Genomic DNA, 18,507 nt, shown 5'->3' on the forward strand with positions numbered 1-18,507 from the left:
ACTGTATGCCTGCTTTATTCATATATACCGATTAGAATTTAAAAATCTGGATCGTCTTCTGCAGCTGGAACACGGCCTGTCTCATCGCTTCGGTCTCATCGACGACCGCCTCGATCGACTTCATCTGCTCGTTCATGGCGGCGGACACCTGCTCCGTACCGGCGGAGGACTGCTCGGTGATGGCCGAAATATTCTGGATGGCCGCCGATATTTTACGGGCACTGTCCAGCATCAGGTCACTTTCATTTGAGAATGAAGTGATTTGCTCGGTTATGTATTGTACGCTTTCGACGATGTGGGCAAAAATTTGCTCGGCCTCGCGGATCCGTTCATTTTGCTGCTGCACCACATCCTCGTTGATCTTGATGTTGTCAATCGCCTGGTGAATGCTCTGCTCAATGCTTTTAACGAGGCTGAATACTTCCTGTGTAGACGCAGTTGATTCCTCCGCAAGCTTGCGGACTTCCTGGGCAACCACGGCAAAGCCAAGCCCATGCTCGCCTGCCCGCGCCGCCTCGATCGAAGCGTTTAAGGACAAGAGATTGGTCTGTTCGGCAAGTTCGGAAATCGTCTTGGTGATCTTCGTGATGCCTTGGGCATTTTTGGACAGCGTGTCAATGGTCTTGGCTACATTCTCCGTTGCCTCGACGTTCTGTCGCATCCCTTCCGCCTGCTTCTCCACAGACTGCCGTCCTTTCTCTACGAGGCTGAAGGTAATTTCGGACTGCTCCTTCATTTCCTTGGTAGAGGCTGCATAGTTGCCGACTTTGAGCTCGATGGCCTGGATGGATTCGGTCATGCCGGCGACGTCCGAGGAAATTTCGTTTGCGCCGACGGCCAGCTCGTTGGCCGAAGTGGCGACTGTCGCCATGACGGTTTTAAGCTCCTGATTTTTATCTGCGATACCGCGGCTCGAATCCATCACCTGGCGGGTGATGCTTGACGCGTCGTTCAAAATTTTCTTCAGCTTGTCCACCATGCTGTTAAACGATCGGCTGACGTCGCCCATGGAACCCGATTCATCGACACGGTTTGTAAAATCGCCTTTGGCAATGCTGGCGGTGGCGTTAGCGATGCTGTCAAACGAAGATGTAAGCGTTTTCTCGATGTAGCGGGCTAAAGGGTAAGTCAGTGCGGCAAAGATGATGACGAACGCCGCGCCGATCAGGATTTCCCCGATCAGAATGAAAATAATCAGGGCTGGGAGTGCGAACAATGCGGCCACCAAGTAACATCCGGCCAGGACCCGCTGGGACAGAGGAAGATTCTTCAGCCAAGACATAGGAAAATAGACCTCCTTCAATTGAGCAAATTTTACCATATTATAACATCGATATGAGCAAAAGGTCTATATATGAATATTTTTGTCGATTCACTACATGAAAGTGATTCCATGAAGCCATAATAAACCAAAAAAGTGAGTTGTCAGGAGGTTATTACCGATGCGTTTGGTATGGATGATGTGCATCATGGCTCTAATCTTTGGAGCTCCGGCAGGAGCTGCATCAGCAAAGCCAGCCGATGTTTGCAAAATCGAGAAGAGTCTTTTTAAATCAAATGCCCAGCAGGAAGGAAACGTCTGCGACGTGCATATCAAACGGAGCGACCTGAACGTATCCCTTATGGGCCGTCACCTGTCGCCGGAGCTGATGGATCTTGCCCTGGGTGCCACTTTCGAGCACACGGACCCCCAAGGGGCAAAGGGAGTTGTGACCGGTGAATTCGCGCTGCTGGAGGACGAAGTCAATCCGGTCATAGATGCACTCCGCAAAGGCAAGATCAACATCTCAGCTGTGCATAATCATTGGATGCAGCAGGAGCCGGAGGTGCTGTACCTTCATTTTCAGGCGGAAGGAGACCTCGCCTCCCTCAGTCATACGGTATACCATGCCATGGAAGCGGTGAAACACCAAGGCACGGTCCATTAAAACTGTTTGTTTACCGCTCCAGATCAGTGAAGGACGGAACAGCAGGGGCGAAGCGCGGCTTTAACAACTCGGTGCCCGCCGCGGCTGCAATGGATGCCAGGCAAAGAAGCAATCCGGCGACCGCCACGACGGGCAGCGCTGACCACTCGAAAATGGTGCGGCCCGCGGCGGTCTGAATAGCGACCGCGGCAACGGATGCGATCCAAGCGGCGCTGCCTGTATGCAACAGCAGCTGTGCGCGCCGGGCTTCGGCCCGTGAGCGCTCCAACAACCAGCCGAGCAGCGGCAGAACCTGCAGCGCATGAAAGCCAAGGCCGTGCAGGACGATGATATTGCCGCCTGCTCCTGTAAAGCGCCCGTTCAGGGCGATCATCCACAAGCCGGCCGCAAAGCTAAGCGTCACCGACACAAATGAATAGCGGATGCCGAGGATCAGCAGCGGCCGTGCGGCCAAGAGCTTGCGGCGGAAAAAGGCGACGGCTACAATGGTCGTCACGATAATAAGGATGAAGGACGCAAGGCCAAACGCAGTTCCGGCGATCGTATCGATGATTGAACCGGATTGCGAGAAACGCGGGTTTACGCCCCGAAAATGCTGGATTGTCTCCACGGCGTATGCATAGACGACGATCGGAACAAACACCCGGCGGATGGCCGTCCGTGCCCTTGCCTTAAAGCCGGACAGCGGCAGCAGCATGGCAATCGACAGTATAAATACGCCGATCGCCGCATTGAACGAAAAGGCACTGGCGACATTGCCCTCCGGCGGTACAACCGGGCCGAACATGCCGATATATGCAACGATGCCCGCGGCAAGGACAAACCCTGCAACACCGAGCCAAGCAAGCAGCTTCTCCTCCGCAAAAAGGCGTCCGGCGCCCCGCAAAGCCAAACGAATATAGTTTTCCATCAATCCTCAAACCTCCTGTTTTTTATTTATTAATAAATAAATATATAGGCTACAAAAAAGGCAGTCTGAAACTGCCTTTTTGTATTCTCTGTTTTACTCCAGACCGGCTGGAATTTGAACCATCTAGAAGCGTCTAGCGCTTAGTCCCCATGCTCGAATAAGTACCACTCTAACAATCCTTGAAGCAAAGCATTTGCGGTAAATCCAGCACTTCAGCCACCGTAATCAGGTACCCCATGCCCATAAACTGGCTTGCCGCGGCTTCAGGCTCCGGCAAACCGGCGGCGGTAAATTTCTCCAGCACCGAACTGAATATATTGGAAAAAAGCCCGCGCACATGCTCACGAATCGCCGGTTCCGGGATTGTATGCGCCTGCATGACGAGCAGCGTCTCTGCCCGGTAGCTGCTCATTACGTCATCAAATACTTGCCCCATCGTTTCCATAAGCTGATCGGCGGGCGCTTCTACCCGTGAAAAGGCATCGGCGATCCGCCCGATAGCCTGATCGATGACGGCGATAAACAACTCTTCCTTGTTGCTGAAAAAATGAAACACATACGGCTGCGTAACGCCAGCTTCCTTGGCTACCCGCGCCGTTGTTGCTTTGTAATACCCGAGTTCGGCAAATACGTCGACTGCTTTGGCTAAAATTTGTTCTTTGCGATCCTGCCGGATGACCATCTTCGTTACTCCCTTATTTATTGATAAATAAATAATAGCTTCACCATCGTCCGCTGTCAACATTTTCTATATTCGGCTTGTCTTTGACGAGTCCGGCCGGTTTTACATTCGCAGGTCAGGGCGCAGCCTATTCAGCAGCATCCGGTAAAGGAACAGGGCTGACTGGAAGGCACGCTATTTGCGTCCTTCCGGGTCAGCCCTGTCCCGGATTCCTTGCATTATTTTTTGCAACCCGCATCTACTTCCTTTATTTTCTGCTGGGCAGCACCTTATTTAATACGATCGCCGCAATCGATGCAGCCAAAATCGGCGACCCCAGTAAATATTGCACGAACGTAGGCAGCGAGTGCAGGAAATCCTGCGGAATCATGACTAATGCCAAAGTCAGGATCATCGGGATTGCGATGATGTACATTTCTTTTTCGGCGATGCTGACGTTTTTCATCACCTGCACGCCGTTAATGGCGATGATGCCGCAGACGATGGTGAAAACGCCGCCGATGACAGCGGTGGGGATGGATGAGATCAACGCGGCCAGTTTACCCGAGCAGCCGAAGATGACAAACCATACACCTACGGCCAGGAAGACGCGGCGGCTCGCGATGCCCGTGATGGAAATGATGCCTGCATTGGTGGAATAACCCGTAACCGGCGTCGAACCGAGCAAAGAAGCGATAAGACAGCTGATGCCTTCCCCGATGACACCCCGGTTTAAGTTTTTATCGGTTAACGGTTTATCGATGACGTTGCTGACGGCAAACCATGTGCCTGTCGTTTCGGCCAACAGGACGAAATAAATAATGACCATGGTAATGATCGCCGAAATGTTGAACGAAAAGCCGAAATCGGCAAATGGGAGCTGCGGCATACTGAACCATTTGGCATCGTTCACCGCAGAGAAATGAAGCACACCCATAAAATTCGCCGAAATACACCCGACGACCAACGCGACCATGACCGAAATGATACGGAAGATGGAGCCTTTACCGCGGAACAAGGAACCCAGGATGACAAAAATGATGAGTACAGCGCCCGATATGAGGGCCAGCAGCACGTTTTGGTTGATGGTCGCATCTGTCGCACCGTAGATATTATCCCGGATGGCCACAGGCAGTAAAGAAAGACCGACGATGAAAATGATCGTGCCGCCAACGATCGGCGGAATAAACATTTTTACGATTTTATTGAAAATGCCGGTAAAGCCCAAAACAATGACCAAAACCGCGCCGATCAAGCCCGCCCCTAAAACGGAGTTCCAGCCTAGCTGCCCGCCGCCGCTGGCGGCATAAATGCTGACGATGGCGCCAAGCGGAACGTAGGAAGGGCCTTGGGCGACAGGAAGCTTCATGCAAAAATACGTTTGTACGATCGTAGCCAGACCAGCCGCAATAAAGGTCGCTTGAATCAAAGCGCTGGACTGGCCGGAGGATAAGCCGATCAGCATCGCGATCAGAAATGGCACGACATAGACGTCCATGGCGACGACGTGCTGTAAGCCCAGAATGATCGATTTGTAGACCGGAATTTTATCGTCGGGTGAAACAGTCAATTGTGGAGCTTGTTCTTGAATCTCGGAATGCATAGCTGTTTGTGCCGCGGTTTGTGTGTTCACTCAGGAGTACACCTCGAATTTATTGGATTTTTTCTACGAATAGCGGATGGTTTAAAGTATAAAAAGAATGCCAATCATTACACTGGGCGTCTACTTTTAACGCGAATGGACTTTCTCGCCCTGTACCCAAACTTCGCGGATGTTTTCAGGCCGGGTCAGGTACAACATTTTTTGGAACACGTCGTTCAAATCTTCATTTGGATCAAAGATCGGCAGTTTGGCGGTTGGCAGCTTCGTATCGATGATTTGCACATCCCAGGCATAGTTTTCCTGGATGCGGCCGACCGGCAAGCTTAAGCTTTCGCCTCCCCCGGCTGTAGCGAGGTAAAACGCCTCGTTGACCGTAATGCGTGATCCCGGCACACCGCGGTCTTCGGCAGGAAGGGCAGGGTTCACGCCATCTTCCAGCATTCTGGAGGACATGACGGCTTGTCTGATATTATCGAACAGGCTTGGAGAAAAGCCTCCCGAAATGTCGGTCCCAAGTCCGATCTCTACCCCTTTTTCGTGAAGATGGGCGACAGGGATAACGCTGTTGGCAAAATAGGCGTTAGATATCGGGCAGTGGGCGACAGCCGTTCCGGTTTCGGCAAATAAGTCCGCGTCATCGTCGCTCAGGAAATTGCAGTGGGCCATGACGGACTTGTCGCGCAGCAGCCCAAAATCATGCAAAGCATAGGCATCGTTTTTCCGGAACCGGTCCCGAACATAACCATGAGCCCAGTCGCTTTCGCTGCAGTGCGATTGCACGTACGCGTCGTATTTTTCGGCCAGCTCTCCCAAGCCTTGCAGCGCCTCATCCGTGCAGCTTGGAATGAACCTTGGCGTCACGACGGGAAATACCCCTTGTTTTACTGTTTTGGACAATGCTTTGACGGCGAGTATAAACTCTTCCGTGTCTGCAAGTGCCGCCTTGGTGTCCGCATCGCGGTAATTTTCCGGATTTTGCTCCGGGTCATCCATGACGACTTTTCCGACGAGTCCGCGTTGGCCCCTTTCTGCGCAAATCCGGGCTAACAATAAACTGGATTCTTTATGTATGGTGGCAAAATATAGAGCCGTCGTCGTGCCGTTGGCGAGCAGGGTGCGGACCAGATCGTCGTAGACCTCATAGGCAAAATCGAGATCCGAGAACTTGGATTCCAGCGGGAAAGTATAGGTGTTGAGCCAATCATAGAGCGGAATGTCCAGTGCCGTTCCGGATTGGGCCCATTGCGGCGCGTGAACATGCAGATCGATGAATCCGGGCAGAATGTACTGGCCTTCGGCTAACGAATAAAAGTTGTCTTTGCCTTGATAAGCGTCCAGCAGAACCTGATAATCAGCATCCTCAGGAGCCACGATTTTTTCGATTTTTCCGTCTTCATGGATACAAAAGAGATGGTCTTTCAGGATTTCAATTTCTTTGGATGATTTACTGGAAAATGCCGTTCCTCGGAATAATAGCTTATATTTACTCATATTTACCGCCTTAATGTTCGTTAATTGGAGATACTTTTGTTATTATATGCGCTGAAAAATGATTAGTCTATACTAAAAAGCGAATGATTGTGAAAGTGAAAAACCGCCTTCTACAGAAGACGGTTACCTATACTAACCTTAAATCATCATGTACATGTCTAGACTTAATTCCGCGCCAGTATAGTCCAAGGGCCGTTGCGCTGCAGACTTAATAGCGAAGATAGACCCGGCTGCCGATCCGGGAAGCGGTGATGCCGTTCTCCCTGTAGGGCTGCTGCTGCCAGTTGGTGGGGGCCGGTGGCCCGCCGGCGGCGAATCCCGACAAATACAGAAAATCCGGATGGATGATCTGGTCGGTCAAATAGGCGGAACGGCTGCTGCCTGGAATCCGGTACCGGTTGAGCGTACTGATGATTTCGCCTGAAGTGACAATACCGACTCCGTGACCGTAGTACAGGTCGTCGTCCATTTGGATCGTATTTTCACCCTGCCACTCGATCCGATGGGGGTTGACATCCGGATTTTTAAAATACCGGACGTCGCCCGGATAGGAATCCCGGGAACCCGTTTTTTCAATCAATCCCAGGTCGCTGTCGTAATGCCAGTCGTACAGGAGCAGATTCGCGAACAGACGGTTGAAGTCGTCTTCCCGAATACAATCGAGCACACCCTTGTACAACACGATCACGATCCCCGTCGCGCATTCGAAGCCATACGCCCAGCCGTTCACGAAGATGTCCTGGATTCCTTGGGCAGGCGTAACATGGGGCTTGAGCTCGAAGCCGCCGCGCCGGTTCAAGTACCAGTACGCTTCGTTGCAGTGAGAATTTTTGAAGGTTTCAAACTGCACCCCGCTCCGGTTTAAGTCGGCTGCCGCTCTGACGATCGCTTCACGGAGCCTAAGCTCAAAGACCAAGTGGGCCGGCGATTCGTAATGATATGCGGTCGTGCTCCTCATCTTCCTGTCGTAAATTTCCCTCCACAAATCTGGCCATCCTGACGGGTTCACCGTTTCCCCGCCGCTTCCAATCGTAATCACCCCGTTCATCCCTCCTTGCCGTTTATTGATGATCGAAAAAGCCCGCGGCATATATCAGCATATGAGCAGGCCGGGCCCGGAAATAACCCCGATTGTCAGATCCAAGCGATTAAGGCTGTCCTTTGTCAAAAATACGGTTTACGTTTGCTTCGGAAGGATGTTCTAATATAATAGGTTGAGAAGGTAACTTTTAAGGATCAGACTGGAGCTTCCATCATGAAAAAATTCAAAAAGTTTTACGTCGAACTGACGAGCAAATGCAATCTGGCCTGTACGTTTTGTCCGCCGACGCACCGGGCGACCAATTATATTACGATTGAGCAATTTACGCATACTCTGGATGAGATTAAACCCCACACGGAATATATTTATTTTCACGTCAAAGGCGAACCGCTGCTTCATCCGCACATTGACCAGCTGCTGGATATCGCCCATGAGAAAGGGTTTAAAGTGAACATCACGTCCAACGGCACGCTGCTGCACAAGGCAGGTCGGAAGCTGCTGAACAAGCCGGCGCTGCGGCAGATGAATTTCTCCCTGCACAGCTTTGACGGGCATGTCGGTTCCCAAGACAAGAACGGCTATATCTCCAAAGTGCTTACCTTTGTCAAAGAGGCGGTGTCCCAATCGGGCATGATCGTATCGCTGCGGCTGTGGAATCTCGACCCGGACAACGCAACGAACTTGGAGCGGAGCCGTAATCGGGAAATGCTGGAGTACATTGAGAAGGAGTTTAACCTGGATTACAAAATCGAGGAAAAAATCGTTCCCGGCAAAGGCATCAAAATTGCGGACCGGATCTACATCAATATGGACCACGAATTTAAATGGCCGGACCTGACGGAGGAGGAGGACCTCAGCCGGGGCTTCTGCCATGGACTCCGCAATCAGGCCGGCGTCCTGGTGGATGGAACAGTGATCCCCTGCTGCCTTGACGGGGAAGGCGTCATTAATCTCGGCAACATCCACAAGACCCCATTTTCCGAAATTATCGAAAGCGAGCGGGCAAACCGGATCGTCGACGGTTTTTCCCGGCGCGAGGTCGTGGAGGAGCTGTGCAGAAAATGCGGCTACCGCCAGCGCTTTAACTATAAAGCGAATGGCATCGCTTCTGACGAACCGCAGCCTGTCCGCTCTGAATTACAGGAGGCGACTGGACTGTGAAACATTCATTTGTGTTAAAGGCCGGCTGGAACGGCGGACGCAACAGCGATGGACAGATCGAAGCAGGCAATCTCCGTACACAAATTTCCATCCCGAAAGAGATGGGAGGCCCGGGCGTCGGGACGAACCCCGACGAAATGCTGCTCGGCGCCGCCGCTACCTGCTACTTAATCACACTGGCGGCCATGATGGAGCGCTCGCACCTTCCGGTTCATGAGCTTTCGCTGGAGTCCGAAGGCATCGTGGATGTGACGGACAACATTTTTACGTACGTCAGCATTACGCACAAGCCGCATATCGTGCTGGCCCGTGAAGCAACGGCCAAAGATGTGGAGACGGCGGACAGGCTGGCGCATAAAGCGGAAGGCTCCTGCATGATTTCCCGGGCGGTATCCGGGAATGTGGCCCTCGCGACCGAGCCGAAGATCGAAACCGTTACGGAATAGCGGCGTTAAAGCCTTGGTGAGAGGCGAGCGCCAAACCGCTGAATGTATGAACAGACCGCTTGGGCAGGCTGCCCGGCGGTCTTTCTGTTGGCTTGGGCAAACTCAGGAAAGCGCCCAGATCACAAATGAATGAAGGCGGGTGAGTCGGCCTCCGGCTTTCGGGCATCCTGAGAAGGAGGACAGCCGAAGCGGTTCGGCGAGAGCCGGTATCATGGCCTGCGGACAAACTAAACCACGCCGGGCCGGAAAACGCCGTCCGGTGGATCTTTTATCAGGCAGCGGATTGTGTGAAGATAGGTACGGGGGGAATAACGTTATGTTTACGGATTTTAAAATTACAGAAGGCCGGCCGCTGACGGTGCAGGTCAAAGAATACTTGAAGCAGTGGATCACCAAGGGCAAGGGAAGGGTGGACCAGAAGCTGCCGTCGACGCGGGAGCTCAGCACGATGCTGAATATCAGCCGCAACACACTGGTGGCGGTGTACACCGAGCTCGAGGAGGAAGGGTACATTTATACCGTCCGCTCCAAAGGAACCTTTGTCTCCAAAGTGGGCATCGCTTCGGTACCTTCCTGGCATGTGGATTGGCAGCAGCATTTGAGCCCGGTGGCACAAGCGGCCACGGATCTGGATCTGATGAAGCGCGACCTGCGCGGGGAGAAGGGGATGATTAACTTCGCGAGCATCGCCCCCAACGAGAAGCTCTTCGACCTGGCCAACGTGAAGCGCGCTTTTCTGGACCGGATGGCGATCGAAGGGGAAATTTTGCTCAACTACGGCTATGCCAAAGGATACAAACCGTTGATCGAGTCTTTGACGGGTTATATGGAAACGAAAGGCGTCGACATGGACGGTAAAGATATTCTGATCACGAACGGGTTCACGGAAGCTTATGATATCATTCTGTCCTCGCTGAACGTGAATGAAAAGCATATTTTGTGTGAAAACCCGACTCATCATACAGCCATCAAAATTTCCCGGCTTCAAGGATATGACATTACCGGGATCGGCATGGAGCAGGACGGGATCGATATCGGCGAGATGGAGCGGGCGCTGACCGAGAACTCCTTCGGTCTGGCGTTCCTCACCCCGTCGTATCACAACCCGACCGGGATCGTGATGTCAGCCGAAAAGCGGGTCGAAGTGCTGCGCCTGCTGGCAAAGCACCATATTCCATTGATCGAGGACGGCTTTAATGAGGAGCTGCGCTATTCGGGTTCGCACATGGCCCCGCTGGCGGCCTTCGGCGGGGATGGAAACAGCGTCATTTACCTCGGGAGCTTTTCCAAAATATTGTTCCCGGGCATCCGCATCGGCTGGATCGCGGCGGACAGGGAGCTGATCGATGCGCTGGTCAGCGTCAAGCGGGCTAGAAACATTCACACCTCTACGCTGGATCAGGCGGTGCTGTATCAATATTTTCATAACGGCAATTTTGAGAAGTATTTGAAGCGGGCGAAATCTGAATACAAGCATAAGCACGAGCTGGCGGTAGAGTGCTGCCGCAAGTATATACCGCACAAAAGGTTAACCGGAACCGGCGGGCTCCATCTGTTCCTTGAGCTGCAGGACGGCATCCGCTCAAGGGATGTTCTGCGGGATTGTTACGAACAAGGCGTGGTGTTTACGGCAGGAGATGTGTTCTATACGGACGGTCAGGGCGAGGGAACGCTGCGGATCGGTTTTTCACGGGTGAGCGATGAAGAACTTGTCCACGGCATTCAGGTGATCGGAAAGGCGGTCCAAAGACGAATGGAGGAGAACGGATGTTAAGAGTAGGCGTAATTATGGGCGGAGATTCCTCGGAACGGGAGGTGTCGCTGATGACGGGACGGGAGATCATCTCGCATTTGGATCCCGCCAAATACGAAGTCCGGCCGATCGAAATTACGAGGAAACGGGATTTGCCGCAGCAGCTGGCCGGTATCGACATGGCCGTGATCGCCCTGCACGGCAAATACGGGGAAGACGGAACGATCCAGGGCACGCTCGAGACGCTTGGTGTTCCATACACCGGCAGCGGCGTTTTGGCGAGCAGTCTGTGCATGGACAAAAATACGGCAAAGAAGCTGCTCCGTTACGAGGGTGTAGCGACACCTGACTGGACGCTGCTGACGAGTCCGGATGAGCTGGAGAAAGTGCTCGCCTCGGAACCGCTCTATCCGCTTGTCGTCAAACCGAACAGCGGCGGTTCCAGCGTCGGCGTGACGCTGGCGCGGGATGAGCAGAGCTTGCGGGAAGCGGTGGAGCGCGCTTTCCACTGGGACGATGAAGTGATCCTCGAGCAGTACATCGAGGGTGAGGAAATCACGTGCAGCCTGCTGAACGGCGAGTACCTTCCGGTTCTGGCGATCCAGCCGAACGGGGAGTTTTTCGATTACACGTCCAAATACGAAGAAGGGGAGTGCGAAGAAGTCGTCGCGAGCCTGGAACCGGATACCGCCGAACGGGTCCGCCGGGCCGCCGAGCTCAGCTGCCGCGTGCTCAAATGCAGCGTGTACGCGAGGGTGGATGTCATGCTCCACCAGGGCATTCCTTACGTGATGGAGGTCAACACGCTGCCTGGTATGACCCGGACCAGTCTGCTGCCCAAGAGCGCGCAGGCCGCTGGGCTGTCCTTCTCCGCCCTGCTGGACCGGATTATCGAGGGGTCATTGGCTGAACGGCGGAGGGAATACGGGCTCGTTGTGTAATTGGTGGATGACAGCAAAGGAGCTGCTTTTAGGACGGATCGCCCTGAAAGCAGCTCCTTTTGTTGAAGAGATCAAAAAATATATACATCCGAAGCCAGATAAGCCGCGTCTTTCTCGCAGTACCGGCTCATTCGCCGATGGTCCCCGCGGATTATTTAAAGATACCGCTGATCTCTTCGACTTCAGCATCCGTTAATTGAACATCCAACGTCTTCAAGTTTTCCTTCACCTGCTCCGGTTTTTTCGCTCCCGGAATCAGAGCGTCAATGGCCGGCTGCTTCAGGTACCAGGCCAGCACCACATGAGCCACTTCGACGTTCTTTTGCGAAGCGATCGGCCGCAGTCGATCCACCTTGTCCAGATTCCGGGCGAAAGCTTCGCCTTGAAAGCGCGGATTGTTCGCGCGGAAATCGCTGAACGTGGTGTCCTTCGTATATTTGCCGCCTAGCAGGCCGGAAGCCAGCGGGAAATAAGGGACAAACGAGATGCCATTCGCTTCACAGTATGGAAGCAGCTCCTTTTCCGCGTCCCGGGCAAAAAGGTTGTATTCCGATTGAAGCACATCCACATAGCCGTTCACGTTTGCCTCTTTCAGCTGGTCGATGCTGAAATTCGATACGCCGATGGCCCGGATTTTACCCTGTTCCTTCAGCCTCTGCAGCGCTCCGACGGCTTCAGCCTTCGGCGTCTGCTCATCAGGGAAATGGATGTAGAACAGGTCGATGTAATCCGTCTGCAGGCGTCTTAGACTGTCTTCGACCGACTGCTGCAAAAAGGCGGGCGAATTGTCCATCACAACTTTGCCATCCACAAACTTGTGCGCGCCTTTGGTCGCGAGGACGGCTTTCGCTCTGCCTTTCTCCTTCAGCACCTCGCCGATCAGCTCTTCGGAGCGGCCGGGACCGTAAATGAACGCGGTATCCAGGAAATTCACCCCGAGGTCGAGGGCGGTCCGGACCACGTCCCTGCCTGTCTCTTCATTCAGATTCGGATACAGATTATGCCCGCCGACAGCGTTGGCTCCGAGCCCAATCGGATTAATATGCAGATCGCTTTTGCCTAAACGAATCGTAGCCATGGTGATCTCTCCTTCTCTACATTCATTGATGGTAATCCTTCATTATCATATCAAATTGTGAACTGTTTATTCAATATGTACAGTTAGGTGGGGGAACGTGAGGGAGACGGCTCCATTGAAAATAAACCGAAAAAACCGGGCACGGATCATTTCCGTGCCCGGCTGTGCGGCAGTGCCTGACGAACCACTAAAAGGTAACAGTCATGTATGAGTTCCAATACGTGTATTTCTCAAAGGCTTTAAACACAAACGTTTCGTGAGACTGGTCACTTCTTGGTTCCGACGGCATTTGTGATCAGCGATGCCAGCAGTTTGGCTCCATCCGTCTTGAGATGGACTCCGTCGGGTGTAAAGAAGGACTGTCCGCTGCTCGCTTCGTACCAATCGAGCAGCGTCGTATTGTCATGGGCATCGGCCGCCTTTCGGAGCGCCGTATTGACCGTGCTTTCCCAGTTTCTCGGCACCCGGGTGTTTACAAGCACGACCTGCCGGACGTCCTTCAGCGAGTCGAGAAGCCGGGAAAGCTGCTTGGAGCTGAAGGCGCCGTTGGTTCCGAGCTCGATCACCACGTAGTCGCCGAGCTTGCCTTCCGCCCGGAGCCGCTCCACGATGTCCGGCGCTTCGGACATTTGCCGGCCGATCTCGGCATCGACGACGATGCCGGGAAGGTACTGCTGCAAATATGGGGCGGCGTCCACCAGGATGGAATCGCCGATGGCGCTCACCGCCAGATTCCGCTTGACCGGAGGAGGGGCGTTCGTTCCCGCTGCGCCGGCCCCTTGCCCGGACGCCTTGCCCGAACTCCCTCCCGGCTCGCCGGATTTGGCGGGAGTCGTGCCGGCCACGCCTACGGGATTCGCGGACGAAGTTGCTTTGCCGCCGGCGGAAGGCGGATCTTCGGCCTGGCCTGTAGTGCCCGAAGCTGCATCATCCGCAGGCTGCTGGCCCTGGGCTGCAGGAGGCGTTTGCACGTCGGCGGGACTGCCGGCAGAGGTTTCCGCCGGGCCGGCGTCGTGATGATCGCCGCCTTTTGCGGTTTGCTGGCCGGAAGCAGGGGCATCCGCATTTCCAGTGCCGTCCCCGGCAGCGGAAACCTCCTGTGACACCGGGCTGGAGCCGTCAGCTCCGGAAGCCGGGCCGAGCGCTTGGACGGTGGATGCCACCGCCGGTGTCCGGGCGATGCCCGTGCAGGAGATAATGACCAGCAGCAGTAAGGTAGCCCCGGTAATCCAGCCCTTCAGCGGAATCTGATCTACGCCCAGTTTGCCGGATCGCAGCTTCTTCCACCCTTTTCCCAATAATCCTTTGCGGATCGGTTCTTCGATCAATGTATACGACAGCGCAGCCAGCGCAATGCTGGCAGCCACCTGAAATACGGCTTTCGGGACGCTCACGTCTCCGGCTCCGTTTGTTGTGGTTAAAATGATTACTGGATAATGCCATATGTATATGCCGTAGGAGCGAACGCCGAGCCATCGCAGCGGCTTGCAGCCAATCAGACGGCCGACCCGGCTTGCCGGGTGGGCGAGCACGGCCACGGCTGCTGCCGCGGCCAGCGACAGAAGGACCAAGCCGCCGGGGTACAGGAATGCGTCGTATTCGTTAGTGGTCCAGATCATGACCAGAATCGCTGCTAAGCTGATTATGCCTATGCCGTCCAGCAAGCGCCTGGAGAACCGGTCGATCCGGGAAGACAGCTTGCGGCTGGGCCAAATAATGCTGAGCGCGGCACCGATCAGGAGCGAAAACGCCCGGGTATCCGTCCCGTAATAAACACGGCTGGGATCCGTCCCCGGATCGTAGATGACCAGCATCGCCAGGGCAGACACCGCTGCGGCCGAGAGCATGAACAGAAACATTTTTCCCCGCCGCGGGGCGAGCTTCAGACCGATCAGCATAAGCAGCGGCCACAGTACGTAAAACTGCTCCTCAACCGATAACGACCACAGATGACCGAGCGGCGAGACGGGCCCGAATTTTTCAAAGTACGAAACCTGGTGGTAGATCAGATACCAATTGTTGACATAAAAGAGTGACGAGATCGCGTCGCCCTTTAAAACCGGCATCGTAGACGGCCGCGCCAATGTCACCCAGGCGGTCACGGCAGCGAGCATGACGATCATGGCGGGAAGCAGCCTCCGGCACCGTCTGATCCAAAACTGCTTCAGGTCCAGTGTTCCGCTCCTTCGCCACTCGGCGGTAAGAAGATCGGTGATCAAATATCCGGACAGGACGAAAAATATGCTGACGCCAAGCAGTCCCCCCGGCGCCCAGCCGACGTTCAGATGGTATAAAATGACAGCGAAAACAGCCAGGGTCCGGAGTCCGTCCAGTCCCGGCATATATCTTTTTTCATTCGGCGAGAGGTGAATCATAGCGGCTTACCCGGCATTCCAGGCAGGTGAGCGGCGCTGTTGTTAACGGCTATGTATGAACTTCCTGAGATGTATGTGCGCATTCTTTAGCTGCCTCCAGACATTGTTGATCGGTGAAACATAAGTTTACCATGTCATACTTTATCATAGGGCACCGAAGGGAAAGTTACAAAATGATTGCGTTCATTTCACATTTTATTCATTATGTATATAGATTGAACTAAAGCTGTGTATTGAACTTCCTGTTGCTTATACGGCCTATAACATTCATTCTTTAGTTCATTCTATGTAGTTAGATCTGCAGAAAGTGGGGAATGAATGAAAATGAATGTAATCATGAGAAGGATGAGTGAATTTTCGCCTGCCGAGCTTACGGATCTTTGGAACGAAGGGTTTAAGGGGTATTCGGTCCCCATCACGATGAGCATGGAAATGCTCCTCAAGAGAAGTGCAGATCAAGGATTGTCGCTCGCCCAGTCGATCGTCGGCTGTGTGGACGGTATTCCCGTCGGTTTTGTCATGAACGGTCTGCGGAATACCGGCGGTGTGAAGACAGCATGGAACGGGGGAACGGGGATCATCCCGGCGTATCGGGGCAAAGGCATCGGCAAGCTGCTGATCAAAGCCAGCCTTGAGCTGTACGAAGCGGAGGGTGCGGATGTCGCCCTGCTCGAAGCGCTGAGCGATAACAAGCCGGCCATATCGCTGTACGAGCGGATGGGATATGAGGTCATTGACGATCTCTTCTTCTATGAATGCAAAAGCCTGAAAGATGAAGCGCTGACCGGCGGCGGTTCCGGGGAGTACGAATTCCACAGGGGCATTCCGCAGGATATCCAAAGGCTGCAAGTGACGGTCAGTAACCAGCCTTGGCAGACGCAATGGGAGAGCATCGTGAACGGCGAATCGCTGATCGCGTTCGATCCGGAAGGTCAGCCTGCCGGTTATGCATTGTATAAAAGGGGCTTCGATGATCAGGGGACGCATACCTCCACGTCGCTCTTTCAATGCAAGGTTCTGGGCGGGCAAAGCGAAGACGCTTTGGCGCTGATGAAGGGCCTCCTAAGTGAAGTGTTTGGGCCGTCCAGCCTTGGACTGACCCTACGTACCGTCAATATTCCCGGGTCCGAAACGATGCTGACGGGCGTGCTGAAGGAAGCCGGTTTTGGCATATCGGTCAGCCAGGTACATATGAAACGCAGCGTGTAACGGCTCAAGCGTATATAAACTATACACGGGCGAAGCTGCGCCGGTGGGCGCGCTGAGTTACTCCCGATCTTAATGGATACGTCTGACGCTTGTGCAGTTTCGCGGTTATTGTTAAGATATGTTGCGGGCGGTTTCGATCCGAAAAGTCAAAACCGGACGAGCTTTTGGCCTGAATATGGATCAGCTTATGATAGAATTGCAATCGGTTACAAAGCCGGGTCGTCAGACTTCGGACAAATGGCTTTAACAGCACGGGTGACTATTTTTAAACCTTGAATCAGGAGGATGCATCATGGCGAATACGAGTATTATTCTTAGGGTTGAGCTGGATCACGGGAAGGTAACTTTTGGAGATGTCGCAGCCGCGATCAGTAAATCGGGAGGGGACATCACCTCCATCGACGTCATCCGCCCCGGGAAGGATTCTTCTGTGCGGGATATTACGGTTGAGGTGGCCGACACGCAGGAGGACCGCGTCGTTGAATCGCTGAAGCAGCATGACGGCATCAAGCTGATCAACGTGTCCGACCGGACCTTTCTCGTTCACTTGGGAGGCAAAATCAAGGTTCAGCCGACGCTGCCGATCAAAAACCGGGACGACTTGTCGCGTGTGTATACGCCGGGCGTGGCCAAAGTGTGCACTGCGATCCACGAAGACCAGGATAAGGCTTATTCGCTCACGATTAAACGCAATACGGTAGCGGTCATTACCGACGGTACAGCCGTTCTCGGACTTGGGGATATCGGTCCGCATGCGGCGGCTCCCGTGATGGAAGGCAAGGCGATGCTGTTCAAGCAGCTTGCCGGCGTCGATGCGTTTCCGATCTGCCTGGATACGACGGACACGGAGGAAATTATCCGGACGATCAAGGCGATCAGCCCGATTTTCGGCGGCATCAACCTGGAGGACATCAGCTCTCCGCGCTGTTTCGAAATCGAGACGCGGCTGGCCCAGGAGCTGGATATGCCGATATTCCATGATGACCAGCATGGTACGGCTGTGGTCGTCATCGCCGGTCTCTTGAACGCCTTGAAGGTGGTCAACAAACGGATGGAGAATATCCGGGTCGTCGTGAACGGCATCGGTGCGGCGGGCGTATCCATTTGCAAAATGCTCCTCAGCGCCGGCGTAACGAAGCTGGTTCCGGTTGACCGGGAAGGCGCAATCGTCAGGGGAGGTACATACAGCCATCCGATGTGGCAGTGGCTGGCAGACCAGCCGCAGGTCGAAGCGAACGAAGGCTCGCTTAAAGAGGTGATCAAAGGGGCCGACGTATTCATCGGCGTATCGCGCGGCAATCTGCTGAACGGGGAGGATATCCGCAGCATGGGGCCGGATCCGATCGTCTTTGCGATGGCGAATCCAGAGCCGGAGGTGTCGCCGGAAGAGGCGATTCCGCATTCCCGGGTCTACGCGACCGGGCGCAGCGATTATCCGAACCAGATCAACAACGTGCTCGTCTTTCCGGGCCTGTTCCGCGGAGCGCTTGACTGCCGGGCCCGCTGCATCAACGAACCGATGAAGCTGGCGGCGGCGCGGGCGATCGCTTCGGTCGTCTCGGGCGGGGAGCTGAACGAGCTGTACATCATCCCGAGTATTTTTAACGAGCAGGTTGTGATCGAAATCCGCAAAGCGGTGGTTCAGGCGGCGATCCTGACCGGGGTAGCGCGCAGAATTCCGAAGGACTTCAGATAAACGGGGAGTTTCCCGGATTAGAGCAGCTGACTTGTTCTCGTGCATACAACAATAACAAAACCGTCCCTTGTAAAGCGATGTCACCCGGACATCGCAGCAAGGGGCGGTTTTTGTTTGCTCTCCGTGATTTATAACTGACATAAGTAAAACGATCTGCATTATTCGGATGTTTTCGAAAGTTTATGGGATATTTTGTGTTTTGGCCGGGAGCTA

The 18,507-nt window shown here is 54.0% G+C and carries 16 protein-coding genes; 8 read left to right on the plus strand and 8 right to left on the minus strand.

Translation table 11 applies throughout. The features are described 5' to 3' along the window. Positions 1-31 precede the first annotated feature (31 nt). Positions 32-1,282: a methyl-accepting chemotaxis protein gene (locus BCV73_RS07895; protein WP_089546665.1), complete on the minus strand. Its 1,251-nt coding sequence runs from the start codon at positions 1,280-1,282 to the stop codon at positions 32-34. Between the two features lie 160 nt (positions 1,283-1,442). Here BCV73_RS07895 and BCV73_RS07900 point away from each other — a divergent pair, with 160 nt between their 5' ends. Then, positions 1,443-1,928: a DUF1259 domain-containing protein gene (locus BCV73_RS07900; protein ID WP_089546666.1), complete on the plus strand. Its 486-nt coding sequence runs from the start codon at positions 1,443-1,445 to the stop codon at positions 1,926-1,928. A gap of 10 nt (positions 1,929-1,938) precedes the next feature. On the opposite strand, the gene BCV73_RS07905 is transcribed toward BCV73_RS07900, so the two are convergent. The 5 genes from BCV73_RS07905 to BCV73_RS07925 form a co-directional block, all read right to left on the minus strand. Next, positions 1,939-2,838, minus strand: a complete 900-nt coding sequence (locus BCV73_RS07905) for a hypothetical protein (protein ID WP_089546667.1) — start codon at positions 2,836-2,838, stop codon at positions 1,939-1,941. A 169-nt stretch (positions 2,839-3,007) separates the two neighbouring features. Beyond that, complete coding sequence (locus BCV73_RS07910) at positions 3,008-3,520, minus strand: TetR/AcrR family transcriptional regulator (RefSeq protein WP_076167639.1); 513 nt, start codon at positions 3,518-3,520, stop codon at positions 3,008-3,010. A 247-nt stretch (positions 3,521-3,767) separates the two neighbouring features. After that, a complete protein-coding gene (locus BCV73_RS07915; protein ID WP_089550151.1) occupies positions 3,768-5,102 on the minus strand; it encodes a uracil-xanthine permease family protein in 1,335 nt (444 codons plus the stop codon). 126 nt (positions 5,103-5,228) lie between these two features. Further along, the gene (guaD, locus tag BCV73_RS07920) at positions 5,229-6,593 is read right to left on the minus strand and encodes a guanine deaminase (protein ID WP_089546668.1); all 1,365 of its coding nucleotides are present in this window, start codon (positions 6,591-6,593) and stop codon (positions 5,229-5,231) included. A 208-nt stretch (positions 6,594-6,801) separates the two neighbouring features. Continuing rightward, the gene (locus tag BCV73_RS07925; protein WP_244169191.1) at positions 6,802-7,632 is read right to left on the minus strand and encodes a protein-glutamine gamma-glutamyltransferase; all 831 of its coding nucleotides are present in this window, start codon (positions 7,630-7,632) and stop codon (positions 6,802-6,804) included. A gap of 216 nt (positions 7,633-7,848) precedes the next feature. On the opposite strand from BCV73_RS07925, the gene BCV73_RS07930 reads away from it, so the two are divergent. From BCV73_RS07930 to BCV73_RS35390, 5 genes are all read left to right on the plus strand, one after another. Then, on the plus strand, positions 7,849-8,796 hold the full coding sequence (locus tag BCV73_RS07930) for a radical SAM/SPASM domain-containing protein (protein WP_089546669.1): 948 nt from the start codon (positions 7,849-7,851) through the stop codon (positions 8,794-8,796). Then, complete coding sequence (locus BCV73_RS07935) at positions 8,793-9,242, plus strand: OsmC family protein (protein WP_076167633.1); 450 nt, start codon at positions 8,793-8,795, stop codon at positions 9,240-9,242. The genes BCV73_RS07930 and BCV73_RS07935 overlap by 4 nt, the downstream gene beginning before the upstream one ends. 316 nt (positions 9,243-9,558) lie before the next feature. Next, a complete protein-coding gene (locus BCV73_RS07940; protein WP_089546670.1) occupies positions 9,559-11,016 on the plus strand; it encodes an aminotransferase-like domain-containing protein in 1,458 nt (485 codons plus the stop codon). After that, a complete protein-coding gene (locus BCV73_RS07945) occupies positions 11,010-11,936 on the plus strand; it encodes a D-alanine--D-alanine ligase (protein ID WP_089546671.1) in 927 nt (308 codons plus the stop codon). Before BCV73_RS07940 ends, BCV73_RS07945 begins: the two co-directional genes overlap by 7 nt. Before the next feature lie 7 nt (positions 11,937-11,943). Beyond that, positions 11,944-12,132 (plus strand): hypothetical protein, encoded by a 189-nt coding sequence (locus BCV73_RS35390; protein ID WP_218828113.1) that lies wholly within the window; start codon positions 11,944-11,946, stop codon positions 12,130-12,132. Here BCV73_RS35390 and BCV73_RS07950 read toward each other — a convergent pair. Both BCV73_RS07950 and BCV73_RS07955 read right to left on the minus strand, forming a co-directional pair. Beyond that, entirely contained in the window at positions 12,088-13,014 is a 927-nt protein-coding gene (locus BCV73_RS07950) for an aldo/keto reductase (RefSeq protein WP_089546672.1), read from the minus strand. The two genes, BCV73_RS35390 and BCV73_RS07950, sit on opposite strands and share 45 nt — an antisense overlap. Positions 13,015-13,280: 266 nt before the next feature. Then, positions 13,281-15,389: an acyltransferase family protein gene (locus BCV73_RS07955; protein WP_089546673.1), complete on the minus strand. Its 2,109-nt coding sequence runs from the start codon at positions 15,387-15,389 to the stop codon at positions 13,281-13,283. A 345-nt stretch (positions 15,390-15,734) separates the two neighbouring features. Between BCV73_RS07955 and BCV73_RS07960 the strand changes: the two genes are divergently transcribed. After that, the gene (locus tag BCV73_RS07960; RefSeq protein WP_218828114.1) at positions 15,735-16,598 is read left to right on the plus strand and encodes a GNAT family N-acetyltransferase; all 864 of its coding nucleotides are present in this window, start codon (positions 15,735-15,737) and stop codon (positions 16,596-16,598) included. A 292-nt stretch (positions 16,599-16,890) separates the two neighbouring features. Continuing rightward, positions 16,891-18,294: an NAD-dependent malic enzyme gene (locus BCV73_RS07965; RefSeq protein ID WP_089546675.1), complete on the plus strand. Its 1,404-nt coding sequence runs from the start codon at positions 16,891-16,893 to the stop codon at positions 18,292-18,294. Positions 18,295-18,507: the final 213 nt, after the last annotated feature.

Origin of the sequence: Paenibacillus sp. SSG-1, from assembly GCF_002224835.1 — a bacterium.
GTDB classification, from domain to species: domain Bacteria; phylum Bacillota; class Bacilli; order Paenibacillales; family Paenibacillaceae; genus Paenibacillus_AQ; species Paenibacillus_AQ favisporus.

Coding starts and splice junctions, on each gene's coding strand:
- BCV73_RS07895 (WP_089546665.1), bottom strand. CDS start 1,282: ATGTCTTGGCTGAAGAATCTTCCTCTGTCCCAGCGGGTCCTGGCCGGA.
- BCV73_RS07900 (WP_089546666.1), top strand. CDS start 1,443: ATGCGTTTGGTATGGATGATGTGCATCATGGCTCTAATCTTTGGAGCT.
- BCV73_RS07905 (WP_089546667.1), bottom strand. CDS start 2,838: ATGGAAAACTATATTCGTTTGGCTTTGCGGGGCGCCGGACGCCTTTTT.
- BCV73_RS07910 (WP_076167639.1), bottom strand. CDS start 3,520: ATGGTCATCCGGCAGGATCGCAAAGAACAAATTTTAGCCAAAGCAGTC.
- BCV73_RS07915 (WP_089550151.1), bottom strand. CDS start 5,102: ATGCATTCCGAGATTCAAGAACAAGCTCCACAATTGACTGTTTCACCC.
- guaD (WP_089546668.1), bottom strand. CDS start 6,593: ATGAGTAAATATAAGCTATTATTCCGAGGAACGGCATTTTCCAGTAAA.
- BCV73_RS07930 (WP_089546669.1), top strand. CDS start 7,849: ATGAAAAAATTCAAAAAGTTTTACGTCGAACTGACGAGCAAATGCAAT.
- BCV73_RS07940 (WP_089546670.1), top strand. CDS start 9,559: ATGTTTACGGATTTTAAAATTACAGAAGGCCGGCCGCTGACGGTGCAG.
- BCV73_RS07945 (WP_089546671.1), top strand. CDS start 11,010: ATGTTAAGAGTAGGCGTAATTATGGGCGGAGATTCCTCGGAACGGGAG.
- BCV73_RS35390 (WP_218828113.1), top strand. CDS start 11,944: ATGACAGCAAAGGAGCTGCTTTTAGGACGGATCGCCCTGAAAGCAGCT.
- BCV73_RS07950 (WP_089546672.1), bottom strand. CDS start 13,014: ATGGCTACGATTCGTTTAGGCAAAAGCGATCTGCATATTAATCCGATT.
- BCV73_RS07955 (WP_089546673.1), bottom strand. CDS start 15,389: ATGATTCACCTCTCGCCGAATGAAAAAAGATATATGCCGGGACTGGAC.
- BCV73_RS07960 (WP_218828114.1), top strand. CDS start 15,735: ATGAGTGAATTTTCGCCTGCCGAGCTTACGGATCTTTGGAACGAAGGG.
- BCV73_RS07965 (WP_089546675.1), top strand. CDS start 16,891: ATGGCGAATACGAGTATTATTCTTAGGGTTGAGCTGGATCACGGGAAG.